Source organism: Bacillus sp. SH7-1 (assembly GCF_008042405.1).
GTDB lineage: Bacteria > Bacillota > Bacilli > Bacillales > Bacillaceae_G > Bacillus_A > Bacillus_A thuringiensis_N.
Window position 1 is genome coordinate 59,547 of record NZ_QNUD01000027.1, and the last position, 20,630, is coordinate 80,176.

Genomic DNA, 20,630 nt, shown 5'->3' on the forward strand with positions numbered 1-20,630 from the left:
TTACTTCGTTGTATTTCGTTCTATAATTTCAATCGGTAAACGATAGTGTTTCTCTTCTAATATGTTTCCTTCCATCTGCTCTAACAGTAGTTCTGTTGCAATTTTCCCCATTTCATAAATTGGCTGTGCAACAGTTGTAATAGATGGATACATCATCTCTGTTAAAGAAATCCCATCGAATCCGATAATTTGTAAATCATCCGGAATAGAAATCCCCTTTTGAAGCGCAGCCTTTACGATACCTATTGCAATTAAATCATTCCCAGCAACAATTCCATCAATATGTGGGTATTCTTCTAATAGTTCCACCGCTACACGCTCACTATTAGCTGGATCAAATGTACTCTCTGCAATCATATAAGAAAGATTATTTTGCGTAATAACGTCTACAAAGCCTTCAAAACGTTCATTCGCTGTGCTTACGTCACGCGGTCCACGGATATGTGCAATATGTTTACAGCCTTTATCTATTAATAACTTTGTCGCGGCCTGACTTCCCGCATAGTTATCTGCATACACAGCGGGTATCCGCTCATTAAACATACGGTCAATCGCAACGACCGGTACTGACAAATTCATGTAATTAACACTATTTTGTGGATTTGTTGCTACAATAAATCCATCCACATTATTTTGCCTAAGTACATCAATATATTGCTTTTCTTTCTCTAAACTTTCATCAGAGTTACAAAGTACAACTGTGTACCCTTGCTTATGCGCTACATCTTCTACGGCACGTGCAACTTCTGGAAAGAATGGATTCACGATATTTGGAACAACTAAGCCAATTAAACGAGATTTTTTATTATACAGTGAACGTGCTACTGTACTAGGTTTATAATCTAACATCTCAATTGCTCGTTCTACTTTTTTTAATGTATCTTCATGAACGTATCCATTTTTATTTAATACTCTGGAAACGGTCGCAACAGATACTCCCGCTAATTTTGCAACGTCTTTAATCGTACTCATTCTTTTCCCTCTCCATTTCATGTAACCGTTTACAGAAAATAATATAACTTATTTCTAGAAATACGTCAATCATTTCTCACGAAAAAGCTTTTAAGGTTATACTCAAAAAAAGCACCGCCATAAGGCGATGCTTTTTCATTACGAATATGATACAGTTTGTTCTTTTTCTTCTACAGTAGGCTCTTCAGCGCCTTTTTTACGATCTGATAGTTTAATCTTCTGTAAGAAAATCGTAAAGATGGCACCCACTACAATGAATACTAATCCTGTTAAGAATACAGTATGAAGTGAGTCTACTAAAGAGTTTTTCAAAATTGGTACAATGCTGTTAGCGAATGCTTCTGGCATTTGCTTTAATGCCTCTGGACTAAATAACATCGAATATAAACCTTGTGGATCTGTATGAATCATATCTTTAAATTTTGTTACCATTTGTCCCGCTTCTTTCGGGAATGTATCTAATACAGGTACTAAATTCTTTGTTAATGTTGTACCTGAAGTATTATTCATGATTGATCCTAGAATTGTAATACCAAATGTTCCACCGATTTGACGGAAAAACTGACTTGATGATGTTACGACACCAAGATCTTTTTTCGGGAAGCTTTCTTGTAACGCTAATGTTAATGTTGGCATTACGAGACCCATTCCTAAACCGATAACCATCATATAAGAAGTAGCAGTTAGTTTAGTTGTGTGCATATCCATCGTTGTTAATAACCAGAATCCTCCAGCCATAATAAGCATTCCTGTAATAATTTGTGGTTTTACACCAACTTTTAATACAAGTTGCCCGCCGATAATACTCATCACAATCATTGTAATCATCATTGGCGTCATAATTGTACCTGATTCAGCAGCACTTACTCCTACAATTCCTTGCATGAAGAACGGTACGAACATAATAGCACCGAACATTCCGATACTCATAAAGAATCCAATCGCATTTAGTAATGTAAATGTGCGATTTTTAAAGAAATGCATCGGTAAAATTGGTTCTTCTGCTTTCGTTTCAACGATAACAAAGCTAACGATACCAATTACAGCTAATGCAAATAACCCGATAATTTGCCAAGAATCCCATGGGTAATCTTTTCCACCAAACGTTAATGCAAGTAATAAACTTACAACACCGAGAATCATCGTAAAGATTCCAGCGATATCAATTTTAATTGGTCCCGTTTGTTTATGTGATTTTAATCCCATTGCAATAAAGATTGTCGCTAAAATACCAACTGGTAAGTTAATGTAGAATACCCATCTCCAGTTCACTGCGTCTACAATCCAACCACCAACTTGTGGTCCAATTACAGAAGCAAGACCGTATAACGCGCCAAAAATACCTTGCCATTTCGCACGTTCTTTTCCCGTGAACATATCTCCGATAATAATCATAGCCATTGGCATCATAATACCGCCACCAAGACCTTGAATACCACGGAAAATAATTAATTCTGTCATACCATTTGCCATACCACATAACGCTGAACCAACCATAAAAATAACTAGTCCTGTTATATATACGTTACGACGGCCAAGTAAATCTGCTAATTTACCTGCAATTGGTACAACTGTCGTTGATGTTAACATATAAGCTGTTGTTAACCACGTCATTAAGCTTAATCCGCCTAGTTCACCGACGATACGCGGCATTGCTGTACCAACGATTGTTCCATCTAATGCAGCAAATAGCATCGCGATTATTAAACCGATTAACAGCAACTTTCTATTTATATTTTCTTGTTGCTCCATGTAATCTCCTCAATTCCTCTTAGTTATTCTCTTTTTTCTCTTGTGTCCCGCAAATAATTGTTTCTAACTTCTCAAAGAGACGTAACAAATCTTCTCTTTCTTGTAATTCTAAATGTGAGAAATATTTTGCAATGTGCTCATTACGAGCGGTCATTGCCTCTTCTACCCTAGTTTTCCCCTTTTTTGTTAACTCAATGACGACAACACGACGGTCATCTTTGTCGTGATAGCGCTCTACAAGCTCTTGGTCAATTAAGCGATCAATCATCACTGTAATTGCACTAGGCTTTACATACATCTTTTTTGCTAATTTTGTTGCCCTTGAAGCTCCATAATGATCTAAAATCTTTAAAATATAAAACTGCGGTGGTGTAAGTCCTGTTGCTTGCATTTGTTCTAATAACTCTGTCTGCATTTTCTTTCCAATCGAAAAGGCAAGAGCTTGAATTTTATCGATGTGCGTCATATCATTTGGCATGTTATCCACCTCTTATTTAAACAATAAAATATTTAACGTATTTAAATATTAATCCCACGAACAAAATCCGTCAATAGTTTTTATTTATAAAAACGTTTACATTTTTGTCACAAAGTTGTATAATTTTCGACGAAGTTAATATTGACAGTCACGGAGAATCGGAGTACACGGCTATGAATCATAAAAAAGGAAACTTTTTTATATTTCATGGCCTTTTTATATTCTCTGTCTTAAAACGCTTCGAATTAATTAGGGGAGGATTTTCATTTTATGTTTTTCACACAATTATTTAAACCTGCGCCCCACGCGGAACGCTTACCAGCTGATCGCGTTGATAGCGAATACCGTAAATTACGTTTACAAGTATTCTTAGGTATCTTCATCGGTTATGCAGGCTACTACTTTGTTCGAAAAAACTTTTCACTAGCAATGCCATACTTAATCGAACAAGGCTTTAGTAAAGGGGAACTTGGGGTTATCCTTTCAGCAGTTTCTATTGCTTACGGATTAAGTAAATTTCTTATGGGTATCGTATCCGATCGTTGTAATCCTCGCTACTTTTTAGCAGCTGGGCTATTTTTATCAGGTATCATTAATATTATTTTCGGCTCATTTTCTTTCATTACAACGAGCATTATACTTATGTTTGTACTTCAGTTTTTAAATGGATGGGTACAAGGTATGGGCTGGCCTCCTTGTGGTCGTACGATGGTTCACTGGTTCTCTATTAGCGAACGTGGTACAAAAATGTCTATTTGGAACGTCGCTCATAATGTCGGCGGCGCGCTTATGCCTTCTCTTGTAACATTAGGCTTATACTTCTTCGCAGATGACTGGAAAAGTATTTTTTACTTCCCAGGTATTCTTTCAATTTTAGTTGGTATTTATGTATTAATTACAATGAAAGATACACCTCAATCTTGTGGACTACCTTCTATTGAAGAGCATACTGGAGAATATCCACCAGATGAGAAAATAAAAGATCGCGAACGCGAACTTTCGGCAAAGGAAATTTTATTTAAATACGTACTAAACAATAAATTTTTGTGGTACATCGCTATTGCGAACGTTTTCGTATATTTCGTACGTTACGGTGTTGTAGACTGGGCTCCTACTTATTTAGTAGAAGAAAAAAGCTTTACTCATAGTAGCTCACGTACTGCTTACGCTCTATATGAATGGGCTGGTATTCCAGGTACACTTCTTTGCGGATGGATGAGTGATAAACTATTTAAAGGACGCCGCGCACCTGCTGGTATTTTATTTATGGTTGGTGTATTTATCGCAGTTCTTGTTTACTGGTTAAATCCTCCTGGTAATCCAATGGTTGATAGTATCGCACTTGTCGCGATTGGATTTTTAATTTACGGACCGGTTATGTTAATTGGTCTACACGCTCTTGACTTAGCACCAAAGAAAGCTGCTGGAACTGCAGCAGGCTTAACTGGATTCTTTGGTTACTTAGGCGGAGCTGCTTTCGCTAGTGCCGCTATGGGCTTTATCGTAGATGCATTCGGATGGGATGGCGGATTCATCTTATTACTTGTATCTTGCGTACTTGCAATGTTCTTCCTTGCTCTTACTTTAAATACAGGGTCAGTAAAACAAAAGCAAGCTTAAGCACTAATATTATTCTTATCAAAAAAAGAGAGACTGTTCTTTCGAGAACATCTCTCTTTTTTCTACATATAAATCTTTTTTCTTACAAAAGATTTATCTTCCTCTCATTATATGTTAGCGTTTTCAAATAACTTCAATCCTTTATATAACAGCATTCAATCTCTGTATAAAAAGATTTTTGAATATTTTTTCAACTTATGCTTGTCAAACATTGTCAATTTATATTAAAATAACAACAACATACAAAATATTTAGTCTTTTCAGAAAGATGGAGGGATAGCCATGAAGAATCCACTTCTTCGCATTGAAAACTTACAGACTTCCTTTCGCATACAAGATCAATATCATGCAGCAGTTGATAACGTTTCGTTAACTGTCCATGAGAATGAAATTGTCGCGATAGTTGGTGAATCTGGTTGCGGAAAAAGTGCACTTGCCCTTTCTATTATGCGACTGCATAATGAAGCAAATACAAAATTACAAGGGCAACTTTACTATAGAGATAAGGATTTACTAACTATGTCGACCGCAGAAATGAATAAAGTACGCGGATCAAACATCGGCATGATTTTCCAAGAACCTCTTACAGCACTCGATCCTCTTATGACAGTTGGAAAACAAATCGAAGAAAACTTAGACTACCACACAAGCCTTTCAAAAGTTGAAAAGAAAGAACGCACCTTAGAACTACTTCATCAAGTTGGTATTCCAAAACCAGAACTTACATATAAACAATACCCACACGAATTATCTGGCGGAATGAGACAAAGAATTGTTATCGCAATTGCAATTGCTTGTAACCCAGCACTCATTATTGCTGATGAGCCAACAACGGCTCTTGACGTAACCATCCAAGCACAAATTTTAGACTTACTAAAATCTATTCAAGAACAAACGAAAATGGGCATCATTTTAATTACTCATGATTTAAGTGTTGTCGCAGAAACAGCCGATCGTATCGTCGTTATGTACGCTGGACAAGTTGTAGAAACAGGAAAAGTTGAAGAAATTTTTAACAACCCTCTTCACCCATATACTCGTTCTCTATTAAACTCCATTCCATCTGCGTATGCTGAAAAAGAAAAATTGCATGTAATTCAAGGGGTGGTTCCTTCGTTAGCGAAACTTCCTCGCACAGGTTGCCGTTTCCAAGCTCGAATTCCATGGATTAGACCTGATCAGCACGAGGAAAATCCAATTTTACATGAAGTAAAACCAGACCATTGGGTACGTTGTACTTGCTACAAGCATTTCAACTTCCAAGATAAGAAAGGAGATGACGTAACTCATGGCACTGCTTAAAGTAGAAGATTTAAAAGTACATTTCCCAATTAAAGGTGGGTTCTTTGGGCGCACATTAGATTATGTACGTGCTGTAGATGGTGTAAGTTTTGAATTACAGCCTGGTGAAACATACGGGATTGTTGGTGAATCAGGAAGTGGTAAATCAACAACAGGTAAAGCAATTATGCATTTAACGAAAGCAACAGAGGGTAGCATTCATTTTAATAATCGAGATTTAACAAAGTTAAGTCGCTCTGAGCTACGTGAACAACGAAAAGATATTCAAATGATTTTCCAAGATCCGTATTCATCGCTAAATCCGAAGAAACGTGTTCTCGACATTATTGCGGAGCCTCTTCGAAATTTTGAAAAGCTCTCACCTGATGAAGAACGGAGAGCAGTTCAAGAATATCTCGATAAAGTTGGTCTAAATCCAGAGTCTATTTATAAATATCCACATGAATTTTCCGGTGGTCAAAGGCAGCGGATTGGTATTGCACGCGCTCTTACTTTAAAGCCGAAGCTTATTATTGCGGATGAACCAGTATCTGCGCTTGACGTCTCTGTACAGGCACAAGTATTAAACTTCTTGCAAGATTTACAAGCTGAGCTCGGACTAACATACTTATTCATTAGTCATGATTTAGGTGTAATTCGTCATATGTGTGACCGTATCGGTGTTATGTACCGCGGGCGCATCGTCGAAGAAGCAACTAGTGCAGAAATTTATAGTAATCCACAACACATTTATACGAAGCGCCTAATATCAGCAATTCCTGATATTCGTCCTGAAAACAGAGAGAGACAGCGTAAGCTCCGTCAACAAGTAAGCTCTGAATACGAGAAATCATACGAAAATTATTTCAATGAAAACGGTCGGGCTTATGATTTAAAACCAATCTCGCCAACGCACCGGGTGGCATTACCATAAGGGAGTGATAAAACATGTGGAAGTTTATATTACGGAGATTTTTAGTGATGATCCCGCAATTATTCGTGTTAAGTGTACTTGTCTTTCTATTAGCTAAGGCAATGCCAGGCGATGCCTTAACCGGCAGAGCAATAAATCCAAAAGCGGATCCAAAAGTAATTGAAGAACAACGTGAAAAGCTTGGATTAAATGACCCAGTTACAACACAATATGTTCGCTGGATTAAAAATGCAGTGCAAGGTGACTTCGGTATTTCCTATGCACATAAAATGAAAGTAACCGATTTAATTGGAGAACGACTTGGAAATACAGTATCTTTAGCACTTGTCATTCTTATTCTTACTTATCTAATTGCCATACCACTAGGAGTTATAAGTGGGCGGTGGAATGATACATGGGCTGATCGACTCATTACCATTTACAACTATCTAGGATTTGCTACACCACTATTTATATTTGCATTAATTATGCTCTTCCTATTCGGATTTAAGTTTGCAATATTCCCAACCGGCGGTAGCGTAGATCCTCAAGTTGCAACAGGTACATTTGCTTACTATTTAAGCAAATTGAATCACATGCTACTACCAGCTTTGTCCGGGGCATTAATTGCAACAGTTGGTACTGTTCAATATTTACGAAGCGAAATTATTGATACGAAACATAAAGATTTTGTGCGTACAGTAAGAGCAAAAGGTGTCCCAGAATCAAAAATCTATTCTAGACATATTTTACGAAATTCATTCTTACCAATCGCGGCCTTCTTAGGCTATGAAATTACGGGATTAGTTGGCGGTGCCATCTTTTTAGAAAGTATTTTTAGCTATCCAGGAATTGGACAACTATTTATACAATCTATCTCTCAACGTGATTTTAGTGTAATAACTGCACTCGTTATGTTTACTGGATTTGCAACGTTACTTGGAACTCTCCTTTCAGATATTATTCTAAGCATCGTCGATCCACGTATTCGTATTGATTAAAGAAAGGAGATGACGTTATGTTAGCAAACCCTGAAAAACAAACTGAAGTTATTCATTACGAAAAAAGCCCTTCTGGTTTCTCTATTATGTGGCGAGAACTTCGTAAAGATAAATTGGCAATGTTTTCACTTGTTTTCCTAGCAATCTTATTACTAGCAGTCTACGCAACATCTTTTATTATGAAACAAGAAGATATTGTACGAGTTGATTTATTCGCTATTTATGCTCCTCCCTCTGCTGAACATTGGTTAGGAACAGATTACGGAGGACGCGATATTTTCGGTCAACTTATTATTGGTACGCGTAACTCATTTACAATTGGATTAGCAATTACTATCCTTTCTTGTTTAATTGGTCTTTCCATTGGATTAATTGCCGGATATTTTGGAGGAACTATTGATAATATCATTATGCGCATTATCGACTTTGTTATGGTTTTACCATTTTTAATGCTTGTAATTGTATTTATTACACTTGTTCCTACATTCAATATTTTCACTTTCATTTTAATTATGAGCGTGTTCTTATGGACCGGAAAGGCCAGATTAATTCGCTCAAAAGTATTAACTGAAAAAGAACTAGATTATGTCTCTGCATCTAAAACTTTAGGAACACCCAACTGGAAAATCATTCTTTTCCAAGTACTACCTAACTTAAGTTCAATTATCATTGTTAGCGTTACATTAAATCTTGCTGGAAACATCGGTATTGAATCTGGTTTAACTTTCTTAGGTTTTGGTCTACCAGAGAGTACACCAAGCCTTGGTACACTTGTTAGTTATGCTAGAAATCCAGATGTATTACAAGAGAAATGGTGGATTTGGTTACCCGCATCAATCATGATTTTAACATTGATGCTGTGTATAAATTTTATTGGTCAAGCGCTACGTCGTTCGGCCGACGCAAGACAAAGAAAAGGATAAGGGGTGGAAGAAATGACAAATAAGCCAAAGTTTTTCAAAGTATTAAGTACACTTGCGGTTTCAACATTACTACTTTCAGCATGTGGGGGCAGTGGTGGTAGTGAAAAAACGAGCAGCACAAAAAAAGTAGATACAAATAAATTTAGTGCATCTGTTAAAAATGATAAAAAAGAAATTAAAGATGGTTCATTGACATATGGTCTTGTTTCTAACACACCATTTGAAGGACTTTTAAATTTCGCTGTATATGAAGGGGATCCTGATAACCAAGTCATTACAATTTTCGATGAATCTCTATTATCAAATGACGAAAACTGGGAATACACGAATGATGGCGCTGCTACATATGAAATTTCTAAAGATAAAAAGACAATTACACTAAAAATTAAAGATAATGTAAAGTGGCATGATGGAAACCCTGTTACTGCTGAGGATTTAGAATACTCTTATCTAGTGATTGGTAGTAAAAAATATGCCGGTTCTCGCTATGACACTCAAATGCAAATGATTGAAGGTATGGAAGATTACCATAATGGAAAAGCCGAAAAAATTTCAGGTATAAAGGTAACGGATCCAAAAACAATTTCGATTACGTTTAAAACACCAAACCCTTCAGTGAAAACTGGGCTTTGGACATACCCTCTTCATAAGAAATACTTAGGAGATGTACCAATCGATAAATTAGCAGAATCTGATAAAATCCGTAAAAACCCAATTGGTTTTGGACCTTTTAAAGTGAAGAAAATTACGCCAGGTGAAGCTGTTGAATTTGAACGTTTTGATGATTATTATGGTGGAAAACCAAAACTGAAAAGTATGGTTTTAAAAGTTGTTAACCCGTCCGTTGTTAACGCGTCCTTAAAAAATGGTGATATTGACATTGCTGAAGTAAGTGCAGATCAGTATCCAAATGTAAGTAAATTAAAAAATGCGCAATTAGTCGGTAAAACTGATTTATACTATAGTTATATCGGTTTTAAATTAGGACATATGGATAAAGAAAAAGAAGAAGTAGTAATGGATAAAGAGAAATTTAAAGATGTTCGTGTACGTCAAGCAATGGCGTATGCTATCGATCGAAAAGAAATTGGTGAAAAATTATATCACGGCCTACGTTATCCGGCTAACTCACCAATCCCACCATCCCTACCAAAATATCATAACAATAAAGCTGGTTCCTATGATAAAGATGTAGAGAAAGCTAAAAAGTTATTAGATGAAGCGGGCTATAAAGATACGAACGGAGATGGATTCCGTGAAGATCCGAATGGTAAAGAGTTTAAAGCTAATTTCTTATCAATGAGTGGTAGCGATGTAAGTGAACCACTTGCAAAATTCTTTATTCAATCTTGGAAAGACATCGGCCTAAAAGTAGAGCTTCTTGATGGTCGCTTACATGAATTTAATTCATTCTACGATATGATTAAAAAAGATGATCCAAAAGTTGATCTTTTCGCGGCAGCTTGGGGAACTGGATCTGACCCAGACCCTTCTGGTATTTGGGCTAAAGATGCAGCATTCAATTACCCACGTTGGGCTACTGACAAAAACACAGAATTATTAAAACAAGGCATTTCTCCAGAAGCTGCTGATGAAAAATACCGTAAAGATGTCTACGATAAATGGCAAAAATTAGTTCACGATGAAGTACCATTAATTCCACTTCATTATAAATTTGACTTAAAAGGTGTAAATAATCGCGTAAAAGATTATAAATACACACCAGAAGATCAATACAAGTGGGGTAAAGTTAGCGTAACAAGCGATAAAGCAGAAACAGAGAAATAAGAAAATAGCTCCTGGCATCTACATACATGCTAGGAGCTATTTTTTCTTTACCATCCTTCTCTTACTATTAATAACAACCAATTCCTTCCCTACTCTAAGATTAAAAGATTTGATGAATCATCTTTATTACAACAGCTAACGTAACAGACGCAGCAAATCCTCCTAAACAAATAAGACCGACACCTTGGCTATATGATAAATTTTGAAGTGCTTTCATCTTTTTCATCCTCCCTATCTCCCCTTCGTTATTTTTATTTTACCAATGGAATAATTTTTATAACATCGATTTTTCTGACAACAAACTTACAAATTTGTAAGTTAACAATTTCTCTTTAAACTTATATATCTATTATGTCCACACTCTCTCACTTTATACGCAAAAAAGACCTCGAATTATATCAAGGTCTTGCTTACACTACAGAATATCTCACTCAATTTATTTAATAATCATCACCGGACATTTCACACGCTTTGCTATTTTATGACTGACACTACCAAGCACCATTTCTTGTAATGTATTTAATCCTCTGCTTCCAGCAATAACAAGATCTATATCTCCTGTATTTACATATTGAACAATCGTATCTCCTGGATCGCCATGTAATATCGTAATTTTATAAGAAATGTTCTCTTTCTTTAATAAACCTTCAATCTCTTTTAATTTATCTTTTCGACTAGCCGATATTGTTTCTAGATCTGTTTGACCTTGTATAATATCTGATTTTGCCGTTCTATTATCTACTACGTACACAACTTCAACATTTGTTTCTTCGCTACATTTCGCAATATATGTTGCATGTTCCGCTGCTCGAAGTGCATGTTCAGAACCGTCACATGCTAATATAATTTGTTTGTACATATGCTGAATCCCCTTTTCGTTATCCTACTCGTATTATATAATAAAGCCCCCTAAAAAGGAGGCTTCTAACTAGCAATTCTTTTATTATAAGTAGCTAAATTTGAAATAATCTTCAAGCTTCGTTCATTTAATCCCGTTATACTTACTTTCACGCCACTTTGTTCATACTTCATGATAACTTTATCAGTTGCAGCTACTGCTGAATCATCCCATACGTGTGCGTGAGTAAAATTCAACTCAATTTCTTTTATATCTTCATTAAATGAAAAATTATTTATAAAATCTGCTGTAGATGCAAAGAAAAGTTGACCGTGAATTTCGTATATTTTCTTATTTTCAATATATAAATGTTTCACGTGAATCTTTGCCATATTGAATGCAAATAAAACCGCACTAATTACTGTTCCGATAATTACACCTAATGCTAAATTATGTGTGATTAGGACAATCATAACTGTTACAATCATAACAAATGCGTTTCCTTTTGGTACTTTATGAATCGTTGTTACAGAGTTCCAATCAAATGTTCCGATTGAAATCATAATCATAACTGCAACTAAAGCTGCCATCGGAATATGAACGACATAATCACCTAAAACAAATAGTAATACGATTAAAAATCCGCCCGCTACAAATGTTGATAATCGGCCGCGTCCACCTGATTTAATATTAATAACAGATTGACCAATCATTGCACATCCTGCCATTCCTCCGAAGAAACCAGCGACAATGTTTGCAATACCTTGCCCACGTGCTTCCTTATGTTTATTACTTTCCGTATGCGTCATATCATCTAAAACCGAAGCTGTTAATAATGACTCTAGTAAACCGATAATTGCAAGCATAACTGCGTACGGTAAAATAATCCCTAATGTCTCAAGTGTAAAAGGCACGTCAGGAATGCTAAAGAACGGTAATTCTTTCGGTAAGCTTCCCATATCCCCTACTGTTTTCAACTGTAATCCGCTCATAATTGCAATACTCGTCACAATAATAATTGAAATAAGTGTAGACGGTACGGCCGTCGTAATACGTGGAAATACATATATAATTACAAGTCCTAATGCGACAAGTGCATACATTTGCCAAGTTGCATTTTTAAAATGCGGCAATTGCGCTGTAAAAACTAAAATTCCAAGTGAATTTAAAAAACCACTCATAACAGATTTCGGAACAAACTTCATAAATGAGCTCAGTTTGAACACGCCAAAAATAATTTGGACAATACCTGTTAATATTGTTGTAGCAAATAAATATTGCAAACCGTGATCTTTAACAAGCGTTACCATTAGTAATGCCATTGCACCTGTTGCAGCTGAAATCATCCCAGTTCTTCCACCAACAAATGAAATGGTAACTGCAATACAAAAGGCTGCGTATAACCCAACCGTCGGATCCACACCTGCAATAACAGAGAAAGCAATTGCTTCAGGAATTAACGCTAAAGCAACAACAATTCCTGATAGTACGTCCCCTCTCACATTGGAAAACCAATCATTTTTTATCGTTTGAAACAAAATACCACTCCTCTACTCTTTTATCATTTGATTTTCTCCATAAGAAAATCTAAGCCGACTGCACGAAGGCTATTATATAACGAGTAGAGAGATTTTTGCTATGTAAAAGTTTCCTAAAGAAAAAGACCCTACCTTAGTAGCGCCTTTGCTCCTTTTACCCCGTTAACGGGCAGTAAGACTCCGCCTCAAAAAAAAGTTAGGTGGAGATCAACTGCCCGTAAAAGCCCGATTGGTGCGGGCTAATAATCAATGGGGAAGAACAAAACCCCCACTGATTAAAGTTTCACTTTATTAGTGTCCACCGTGCCCTTGACCACTTTCTTGCACAATCTCTAATCTCTCATCCAATATACCTTGTGTTTCAAATGAAATATCACTCGTACTTCCTAATAAGAAACCGTGGTTATATGGTCCAAGTGTTGGGTCATCTTTAAACTTCGGTTGAATAGTAGCAAGGAAGTCATACACTGGTTGTGAAGCTTTTCCTGCTTCTAACAAGATAACAGGCGCATGTTTACCCATATGTGAAAATGGTGCTCCTGCAACTGCTAAGTCTGGTGTTTTGTTTGAAACAAATGATACACCATGGCCTGGTTTCGTGAATCCCCATCCAAATTTTGTTTTTTCATCTTTAAACTTTGCAAATGCAATAGAATTTTCTACTGGAGTCTCTCCACTAATACGCGTTACTTTCCCGTATTTGCTTAACTCTTTTTCTACTTCTTTTGAAACGATTTTTTCTGGTCCTAGTACATATATATTTGCTTTATCTTTTCTCATCTTTAATGCCTCTATCGTCGCTTCTGGCACTTTATTCTTTTCTGTATAGAGTAGTGGTTCTGGCATATGAGAAATCCAATTTACAGCTGGTGTTGTATATAAACGTCCTTCCTCTTCGGATGAGCCGATAATGACGCTATTTGGATAACTTCCTGTTATATCCGCGTACTCTTTATCAACATCTTTTGCAAATATAGCTGGATCCGTTTCCTTTATTTGCTTTACTTTATAATCTTTTAATTGCTCCAGGATTGATGCACCGACATCTCCCATCACCATAATTTGTGTTCCATCTTTCGTTCCGAGCGGATTTAGCCGTTTTATTTCTTTTAACGTCATTTCAGGTACCTTTTCTTTTTCTATAAATAAGATCGCCCCGTTATTCGGATGATGAATAAGATCCGCACTTGCAATCCCTAATTGCCACTCGCTCACTGGCACTAAAATAACAGCGCCTGGCTGATTCTCTTTATGAGTTGCTGGCCATATCGTTTGTGAAGTTAATACAGCCATTTGCAATGGATCATTTGTGTTTAACCTCGTTACATTTTTTAAACTTGTCGTTAATAAATCATTCGATGCACCTTGATTCATTTCTTTCGGCGCAGTTACCTCCTGCTTCATTTTCATTTCCTTCTGCTCTGTTTTCTTCTCTTCTTTAGATTCATGGTTTTTATGATCTGTATTTGTTTGTCCACATGCCGCAAGACCAACTGCTGTAACTATTGTTATCCCCAAAACTCGGGTCATTCTTTTCACTATACCGCCTCCGTATGAATCATTTTCGAGCCAATATCATTACCTAAAATGGAATTTCAACTTTACAATAACAAGAAATTCTGAAGAAATTATGCAGATGCATCATAATCTGCACCATTTCTTCATGATTTTGCATTAAACTTTAAGTAACGATTATAACTATGGAGGGCTCTCTATGATTGATATACTGCTCGTAGACGATGAACCGAGAATGCTTGAATTATTAATGCTTTATCTGACCCCAATTGGATATAACTGCGTATGTGCAGTATCTGGTGAAGAAGCTATTTCACATATAGAAAACCAAAATTTTAAATTTGTTTTACTCGATATTATGATGCCAAAAATGGACGGATGGGCAACATGTAAAAGAATTCGTTCCTTTAGTAACGTTCCTATTATTATGGTAACTGCCCGTGATCAAACAGTAGATGTCGTCCAAGGATTAAAACTCGGGGCAGATGATTACATAACAAAACCTTTCCATGAAGAGGAGCTTTTCGCAAGAATTGAAGCTGTTTTACGGCGTACGAATCAAGATGCGCAAATCCAATATCACGGTATTTTATGGGATGAGGCAAAGCATTTCGTTTCCGTCTATAATGAAGAACTTCTTCTCACTCCAATCGAATTCTCTTTACTCGGATTATTTTTACGTCATGTGAACTACGTATTAAGCCGTGATCAGCTCATTGAACGAATTTGGGGATTAAATACAAATACAGAAGATAGAACAGTTGATTCACATATTCGTAATTTGCGTGATAAATTACGAAAAGTAAATTTCCCTATTGATCACCATTTAAAAACTGTTTACGGAGTCGGATATCGATGGGTTGATACTCTAGATTAAGGAGCAAAGCAATGAAGCGAATTTCTATTCAGCTCGGATTTTATTTTTTGATTGTTACACTTTTAATCGAAAGTGTTCTATTTGTCTTGCTTTATTATAGCCTTGTCAACAATAGAGTAAATGAAGAAATGACAGCTTTATTAAAGCGCGGAAATAGTCACCGAGATGTCCTTGAAAAGTATTTTGATAAGCAAACAATCTCCCATGTTGCACTAATGGAATCCGAAGCCGAAACCACTGTCGTTATTACAAATGCAAATAAGGATGTACTAGCTAAATCCAACGAAATAAATACTACTATAAAAAAGCATATTGAAAAGATGCAAACACGGACAGATCATGATGGAGCAATTATAGAAAATCATTGGAAAACATCTAATTATATATGTACAGTTAGCCCCATTGTAGTGGCTGGAAAAACGGAAGGCTACGTATATATGTTTCTCGGAACAGAATCAATCGAGGAAATGGTTAACGGGCTAACAAGACAATTCATTATTGCCGGAGTCTTTACGTTTCTATTAACAGTCATCACTATCTTTCTATTATCACGGTTGTTAACAAAGCCATTGTTACACATGAAACATGCCACTGAAAAAATGAGTAAAGGCGATTTATCTGTTTCGTTAACGACTACTCGAAATGACGAAATTGGTGAACTAGCATCGTCTATTCAAACGCTTGCTAATGATTTACATTATATGAAAACAGAGCGAAGTGAATTTCTAGCAAGCGTTGCTCATGAATTACGAACACCGTTAACATACGTAAGAGGTTATGCTGACATTGCTTTAAAGGAAAACACATCTCCTGAGCAACGTTTGCGATATTTATCTATTATAAAAGATGAGTCTGATTATATTACGAACTTAGTTCAAGATTTATTTTCACTTGCACAAATGGAACAACATAACTTCTCTATTCAAGTAAAGGAAGTATATTTACACACCTTCCTTACTCGCATAGCCGAAAAAATAAATGCCATGTATAAAGAAAGATACATTAAAGTTTCTTTCTCTTGTCCTCCTACACTGCTAATAAACTTAGATGAACAGCGATTTGAACAAGTTGTGGTAAACATTTTAAATAACGCTTATAGACATTCACAAGAGCATTCTCATATAAATATTTCTGTTACAGAAGAACATAAACGTATTTCCATTACAATTGCAGATGAAGGCGAAGGTATTCCGCCTGAAGACCTCCCTCACATTTTCGACCGCTTTTACCGCGTCGATAAAGCAAGAACACGCGCTACAGGTGGAACTGGCTTAGGGCTCTCTATCGTGAAGGAAATCGTAGAACTACATGGCGGGACGATTACTGTCACGAGTAAAGTTGATCATGGATCTTGTTTTATAATTTCATTACCATCTATAAAGAAACACGACTACCATCAGTAGTCGTGTTTCTTTATCATTTTACTTTATAATATAAATTTACAAATTGTCCAAAACGTTTCGTATCCGTTAAAGTTAAATTAATTTCCGGGTTCTTGTCTTGAAATAACGGAACTCCAGAACCTAATATATGCGGTGTAATCGTAACAATATATTCATCAATTAGATTATTCTTAAAGAATTCTCTCAGTAGCTCTCCTCCACCGACCATCCATATTTTAGATCCATCTTGTGCTTTTAACCTTGTTGTAAACTCCACTACATCTTCATTTACAAACTCCACGTTTCCGTCTGAACCTTTTTCTGAACGAGAAAAAACATAACATGCTTTATCTAAGTACGGGAATGTTTCCGTATGCTCTACTACATAATCGTACGTTTTCTTTCCCATTATTATTGTATCAATCGTTTCGTACATTTCTGTATAACCGTTATCTCCCTCTCCTTCCGTTTCCATTAACCACTGTAAATCATCATTTTCTTTCGCAATATATCCATCTAAGCTCGCCGCAATAAATAAAACTATTTCACGTGACATATCTTTTCCTCCCTGCATCTCATCTTGATAACATATGATGTAAACAATATACTAACAATAAAACATGACACTTTATGTCATGTTAAAAAGAAAAAGGTGATACATTTGTCAAAAGCTAAACGCTTATTAGATATTCTTATATTTGCTTCTGCCAAAAAGACATTTACAGCTCAAGAAATAGCTGATGAATTTAATATCTCCGTTCGTACTGTCCATAGATACATTTTAGATTTAAGTGATATGGGATTACCCATTTACGCAGAACAAGGTCGTAACGGAGGCTATAAAGTATTAACGAATAGAATCATTCCACCTATCTTATTTACGGAAGAAGAAGCAGTCTCCATCTTTTTTGCTTTTCAATCTTTAAGCTACTACAGAGACTTGCCTTTTAATACAGAAATCAATTCTGTCACTCATAAACTATATAGCTCTCTACAACATGAGGCGAAAGCGAAAGTTGATAAAATACGTTCTTATATCGCCTTTTGGAATCCAAAGAGAACAATTGAGACCCCACTTTTAAACGAAGTGTTAACAGCGGCTATTGAAAATAAAAATTTACACTTTCAATACGAATCTAAATCGGGGATAAAAACAAAACATGTTCATCCTATCGGTGTATATTCTCATGACGGGCTATGGTACTTACCGTCCTATGACTATGGCAGGAAAAAAGTATTACTGTATCGCATCGATCGTATTCTTTCTATATTATCAACGGAAGAAAATGAGGATACATTCATGAATTTAGAAGAGTGGTTTGCCTCTAACTCTAACGTAGTACACAGTCCTACTCAGTTACATGTTTTACTGACAACAGAAGGCGTACGCCAATGTAAAAGCGTTCCTTATCTTGAGGAATTCGTTATAGTAAACGAGGATGGGACAGGATATATAAATTCAACAATTGATAAAGGTGAGATTAACTTTATTACTCCTTTATTTTATAGACTTGGAAAAGATGCAAAAGTTTTAGAACCGAAAGAATTGATAGATGGTTTACGTATACGCGCAAAAGAAGTTTTACATATGTATGAAGACGAAAAAAGCTGCTAAATATAAGCAGCTTTTTTGTTCAGTTGTTACTATTGACGAATATCAAACCACCAACGATGTTTCGCATTCATATTTTCAGTGTCGCCAGTCCCTCTGTAATTGAGAGCATCCAAAAAGATTGAATCTAGTTTATCCTCATCTACAAAATAACCTAGATTAACCTTTACGGTTTGTCCTGGTGTGATACTGCCAATATTGTAAAAGCTTTTTCCACCTCCGTGAGGTTCTAAATAATCCACTTCACCCGTCATAATATTTCTTTCTGCAATTCCATCTTTCCCAGCATAATTCCATACATTTCCTTTACCTTTAAGCACTTGTATGGATGGATGCATATAAATTTCTTCTGTCTCCTGTTTACCTATATTTTTCACTGTTGTTGTCAGGTAGACAAATTTAGGATGAATTAATTTTGACTCTACTAGTTTATCAATTGAATCTTTACCATTTCCAACTTTATATTCATCCCGTCTATATGGTATCAATTGTCTCGCTTGATCCAAAGCTTGATTCTCGCTTAGTCTTCCTAATCCCATTTCATTAAAGTTTTCTTGCTTAAAATCTTTGATCGAATCAAAAACTTCAACTTTTTCTATCACATATTCAATTTGGCTCTGATCCATAGATATCGTTACTGGAACCTTTTGTCCTATATGAAATAGTCGTTTGCTATCTTTTTTCAAAGGAATCACCTTAGTTGTTTTACCTTCTTGGCTAAAATACTTTTTATCATAATCACTTATATGTGATGACTTTTCTTTTGACGTGGGCTCAAGTGAAATGCTCCCTAACACATCTATCATTTGTTCTTCGTTTATATCGTTTCCAATATAACTTTGTAACATAATTCCCTCTTCCTCAAAATAGAGAAAAATCACTCTATTAAACATTAAATCTTTATTACCAGTTTCTCTATGGATAATTACTGCCTTCTTACCATTTATCTCTTGTTCTTCATAACTTTTCGAGTACAGAGTTGGAAAATCTGAATTCCCCCCTACTCTCCAAAGAGCAAATGAAAATCCACCTAGTGCGTAGTTATCTTTAAATGAATATTTCATAGCACTGTCATCAATTGCTTCCATATTTTCTGGTAATTTATCGATTTTCAGCTTATACCACTTATCAGCCTTTTTCGTGTCCTTATTTGTTGCCGACACATTTACTTCATAATTTTGTTTTTGAACAATCATATTATAGACTTTTACTGCACCAAAAACGGTTGTCGGCATACCAATCAATAAGCAGGCAGCAGCGATTAACATACGATGTCTTTTACGCTTTTTCTGTGGTTGTCCATCTTTCAGCTTCATTTCCTCCATAAACAATTTCTTTTTGCGCGTATATGTATGTGAAAATTCATGTTGTTCTTCGGATTTATCAAAATCATCTAAAGCAATTTTTTCAGCAAGTTCATATATTTCTTTGGAGTTCTTTGAATTCGTCATGTTGTATACCTCCTATCATATTTTGAACTCGCTTTCGAGCGCGTTCAAACTGTTTGCGGACATTTGCCTCCGTTATTCCCATGACACTTGAAATTTCTTGATACGTTAAGTTATAAAAGACTTTGTACTTTAACACCTGTCTGTTAGACTCATTTAACTCTTTTAGCAATGCATCAATTTGATCCTCGGACATTACACGTTTTTCCCACTCTTCTATATTTTCATCTACTGCTTCTGTTGATTCTCTTTCATATTCTTCTAAGAATGTTTCATGTCGTTTATTTTTCCGGTAACTATCAATTGCCTTGTTTTTCGCGACCCTCAAAATGTAACGTTTAAGCTCTTCAATGCTCAAGCTATGGAGCTTTTCCAAGTTCTTATAAAGAGTAATAAACGTCTCTTGAACCGCATCTTCAGCCTGTTGAATATTATTTAAAATAGAATAAGCTACATAATAAATTTTTTGTTCATACAACTCATATAGCTCTTCCATCTTTTCATAATCGTTGTTTGTAACCTTCATATAATTCCTCCTCTCACTCTATATAACGAATGAGCGCTATACTTTGTGACACTGCAAAATCTTTTTATAGATAAAATTTAATAATAGAATAAACAAAAGCCCAATTTTTAAGTGACAATGCAAAATCTTTTTATAGATAAAATTTAATAATAGAATAAACAAAAGC

The 20,630-nt window shown here is 35.8% G+C and carries 19 protein-coding genes; 9 read left to right on the forward strand and 10 right to left on the reverse strand.

The window, feature by feature from the left end; all coding sequences use genetic code 11:
- The 3 genes from rbsR to DN390_RS21050 all read right to left on the reverse strand — a co-directional run bounded on the left by rbsR (position 1) and on the right by DN390_RS21050 (position 3,202).
- Complete coding sequence (rbsR, locus tag DN390_RS21040; protein ID WP_097950473.1) at positions 1-972, reverse strand: ribose operon transcriptional repressor RbsR; 972 nt, start codon at positions 970-972, stop codon at positions 1-3.
- A 138-nt stretch (positions 973-1,110) separates the two neighbouring features.
- Positions 1,111-2,724 carry an MDR family MFS transporter gene (locus DN390_RS21045; protein ID WP_097950474.1) on the reverse strand — a complete coding sequence of 538 codons (1,614 nt, stop codon included), beginning with the start codon at positions 2,722-2,724 and terminating at the stop codon, positions 1,111-1,113.
- 19 nt (positions 2,725-2,743) lie between these two features.
- Positions 2,744-3,202 (reverse strand): MarR family winged helix-turn-helix transcriptional regulator, encoded by a 459-nt coding sequence (locus DN390_RS21050; RefSeq protein WP_060629549.1) that lies wholly within the window; start codon positions 3,200-3,202, stop codon positions 2,744-2,746.
- 270 nt (positions 3,203-3,472) lie between these two features.
- Between DN390_RS21050 and glpT the strand changes: the two genes are divergently transcribed.
- From glpT to opp4A, 6 genes are all read left to right on the forward strand, one after another.
- Positions 3,473-4,822: a glycerol-3-phosphate transporter gene (gene glpT / locus DN390_RS21055; RefSeq protein ID WP_147808334.1), complete on the forward strand. Its 1,350-nt coding sequence runs from the start codon at positions 3,473-3,475 to the stop codon at positions 4,820-4,822.
- 282 nt (positions 4,823-5,104) lie between these two features.
- Positions 5,105-6,124, forward strand: coding sequence for an ABC transporter ATP-binding protein (locus tag DN390_RS21060; RefSeq protein ID WP_060629547.1), 1,020 nt, complete (start codon positions 5,105-5,107; stop codon positions 6,122-6,124).
- On the forward strand, positions 6,111-7,037 hold the full coding sequence (locus DN390_RS21065; RefSeq protein WP_001196373.1) for an ABC transporter ATP-binding protein: 927 nt from the start codon (positions 6,111-6,113) through the stop codon (positions 7,035-7,037). Before DN390_RS21060 ends, DN390_RS21065 begins: the two co-directional genes overlap by 14 nt.
- A gap of 14 nt (positions 7,038-7,051) precedes the next feature.
- On the forward strand, positions 7,052-8,017 hold the full coding sequence (opp4B, locus tag DN390_RS21070) for an oligopeptide ABC transporter permease (RefSeq protein WP_097950476.1): 966 nt from the start codon (positions 7,052-7,054) through the stop codon (positions 8,015-8,017).
- Positions 8,018-8,034: 17 nt separating this feature from the next.
- On the forward strand, positions 8,035-8,940 hold the full coding sequence (locus DN390_RS21075; RefSeq protein WP_000880736.1) for an ABC transporter permease: 906 nt from the start codon (positions 8,035-8,037) through the stop codon (positions 8,938-8,940).
- A 12-nt stretch (positions 8,941-8,952) separates the two neighbouring features.
- Entirely contained in the window at positions 8,953-10,728 is a 1,776-nt protein-coding gene (gene opp4A / locus DN390_RS21080) for an oligopeptide ABC transporter substrate-binding protein (protein WP_000182626.1), read from the forward strand.
- A 100-nt stretch (positions 10,729-10,828) separates the two neighbouring features.
- On the opposite strand, the gene DN390_RS21085 is transcribed toward opp4A, so the two are convergent.
- From DN390_RS21085 to DN390_RS21100, 4 genes are all read right to left on the reverse strand, one after another.
- Positions 10,829-10,954: a DUF4027 family protein gene (locus DN390_RS21085; RefSeq protein WP_000738299.1), complete on the reverse strand. Its 126-nt coding sequence runs from the start codon at positions 10,952-10,954 to the stop codon at positions 10,829-10,831.
- 210 nt (positions 10,955-11,164) lie between these two features.
- Positions 11,165-11,587 (reverse strand): universal stress protein, encoded by a 423-nt coding sequence (locus tag DN390_RS21090; RefSeq protein ID WP_000277996.1) that lies wholly within the window; start codon positions 11,585-11,587, stop codon positions 11,165-11,167.
- Between the two features lie 65 nt (positions 11,588-11,652).
- Complete coding sequence (locus tag DN390_RS21095) at positions 11,653-13,104, reverse strand: SulP family inorganic anion transporter (RefSeq protein ID WP_147808335.1); 1,452 nt, start codon at positions 13,102-13,104, stop codon at positions 11,653-11,655.
- Positions 13,105-13,395: 291 nt separating this feature from the next.
- Entirely contained in the window at positions 13,396-14,643 is a 1,248-nt protein-coding gene (locus DN390_RS21100) for a cell wall-binding repeat-containing protein (protein WP_147808336.1), read from the reverse strand.
- Between the two features lie 175 nt (positions 14,644-14,818).
- On the opposite strand from DN390_RS21100, the gene DN390_RS21105 reads away from it, so the two are divergent.
- Positions 14,819-15,496: a response regulator transcription factor gene (locus tag DN390_RS21105; RefSeq protein ID WP_097950480.1), complete on the forward strand. Its 678-nt coding sequence runs from the start codon at positions 14,819-14,821 to the stop codon at positions 15,494-15,496.
- A gap of 11 nt (positions 15,497-15,507) precedes the next feature.
- Positions 15,508-16,899, forward strand: a complete 1,392-nt coding sequence (locus DN390_RS21110; protein ID WP_147808337.1) for a sensor histidine kinase — start codon at positions 15,508-15,510, stop codon at positions 16,897-16,899.
- Positions 16,900-16,912: 13 nt separating this feature from the next.
- On the opposite strand, the gene DN390_RS21115 is transcribed toward DN390_RS21110, so the two are convergent.
- Positions 16,913-17,434: a dihydrofolate reductase family protein gene (locus DN390_RS21115; protein WP_147808338.1), complete on the reverse strand. Its 522-nt coding sequence runs from the start codon at positions 17,432-17,434 to the stop codon at positions 16,913-16,915.
- A 105-nt stretch (positions 17,435-17,539) separates the two neighbouring features.
- Here DN390_RS21115 and DN390_RS21120 point away from each other — a divergent pair, with 105 nt between their 5' ends.
- Positions 17,540-18,493 (forward strand): helix-turn-helix transcriptional regulator, encoded by a 954-nt coding sequence (locus DN390_RS21120; protein ID WP_370513481.1) that lies wholly within the window; start codon positions 17,540-17,542, stop codon positions 18,491-18,493.
- A 29-nt stretch (positions 18,494-18,522) separates the two neighbouring features.
- Here DN390_RS21120 and DN390_RS21125 read toward each other — a convergent pair whose 3' ends face one another.
- Both DN390_RS21125 and DN390_RS21130 read right to left on the reverse strand, forming a co-directional pair.
- Entirely contained in the window at positions 18,523-19,941 is a 1,419-nt protein-coding gene (locus tag DN390_RS21125) for a DUF4367 domain-containing protein (protein ID WP_147808339.1), read from the reverse strand.
- Positions 19,907-20,464: an RNA polymerase sigma factor gene (locus DN390_RS21130; protein ID WP_147808340.1), complete on the reverse strand. Its 558-nt coding sequence runs from the start codon at positions 20,462-20,464 to the stop codon at positions 19,907-19,909. Before DN390_RS21130 ends, DN390_RS21125 begins: the two co-directional genes overlap by 35 nt.
- Between the last annotated feature and the right edge of the window lie 166 nt (positions 20,465-20,630).